Origin of the sequence: Gemmata algarum (genome assembly GCF_034097035.1) — a bacterium.
GTDB lineage: Bacteria > Planctomycetota > Planctomycetia > Gemmatales > Gemmataceae > Gemmata > Gemmata algarum.
This window is the reverse complement of sequence record NZ_JAXBLV010000092.1, coordinates 1-1,240: the sequence shown is the minus strand read 5'-3', so window position 1 is coordinate 1,240 and position 1,240 is coordinate 1. Positions and strand designations below refer to the sequence as shown.

The 1,240-nt window shown below is 68.7% G+C and carries 1 pseudogene; it reads right to left on the bottom strand.

The features are described 5' to 3' along the window. Positions 1-14: 14 nt before the first annotated feature. Positions 15-1,150 (bottom strand): annotated as a pseudogene (locus R5W23_RS08730) (ISAzo13 family transposase). Positions 1,151-1,240 lie beyond the last annotated feature (90 nt).

The following is a 1,240-nucleotide window of genomic DNA, read 5'->3' as shown; positions in this document are numbered from 1 at the left end:
GCAAGAGCGGTGAATTAACCTCCCGGCTCCTTGGGTCGGATGGTGACGCTCCACTTGGGCAGGGTGTCGGAGCGGGTGAGCCGTTCGGCGATGGGGCGCAACGCCGCCTTGGTCAGCCGCACGCCCCGCTCATACACGGCCGTGGTCTCCCGGACGATTGGCCGGAGCCCCCGCCACGTCATCGTCCCCGCCCACCGCAACACGTCGGCCACCGACGACAGCAACGCCCCATTCCAGTGCCGCTCCAGGATCCCCCAGCACCGCTCGATCGGGTTGTACTTGCTGTGGTACGGCGGCAGGTACGCCAGTTCCACCGTCACCCGGTGCCGGTCCGCGAACGCGACCATCCGGTTCAGGAATTGGGTCCGATTGCTGGCGACCTCGGGGCCGTTGTCCAGTTCGATGTGCAACCGCCGGACGCCGCCGTGGACCACCTTCCGCTCGTTCCACCAAAGGTCCAACCCGTCGGCCAGGAAGTCGCTCGTCTCCTTCGAGTGGCCGAACAGGAACCACGGCTGGTGGATCGGCACCGCCCCGCGGTTCATCTCCAGAACCCCGAACGGGACTAAGATGGACTCGGGAGCCATGTCGTGATCGAGGGCTCTCACCGCCTCGCCGCCGCGGGCCTCGCCGCCGCGGGAGAAGTCGCCCACCTTCACCTTCGCCTTGGTATCGATGGAGATCCTCAGTGCGTCCGGATCGGCCGCGGTGTCGGCCCGGGTCTCCCGGACGTGGGCGAAGATGGCGTCGGTCTGGGGCACCTTTTTTGCGGCCGGGCCTTGAGCACCCGGCGCAACTGGTACCCGAGGCGGTTGAGGATGTCACCGACGGTCTGGCGGGACGGCACCGCCCCCGCCAACTCGGGCACGGCCAGCAACGCCTCACGGACCGCCTTGGCGGTAATCCGGGTGTACGCGAAGGTGGTCTGGAACTTGGGGTCCGCCTGGGCGTGCGGATCGACCAGGCGGCGGATGTGTCCTTCCAACGCCGGGTGGAGATCCTCGGTGGTCGGCCGCCCGCGGGATTCGAAGTCCTCGACGCAACGGATGCCGGACCGGAGTTCGTTCAGGCCGGTGTGGACGGCGTCGCGTCCCCACCCGAAGGTGGTCTCGGCGAGGCGGGCCGACCCGCCGCAGTATTGGTGAGCCATCTCGGCCTGGAACCGCCGCCGCTTGTGCCCGGTGAGTAGGGTGGCCGCCAACAGGATCGCCCGCCGCGCGTCGTCCGTGAGATCCGCCAT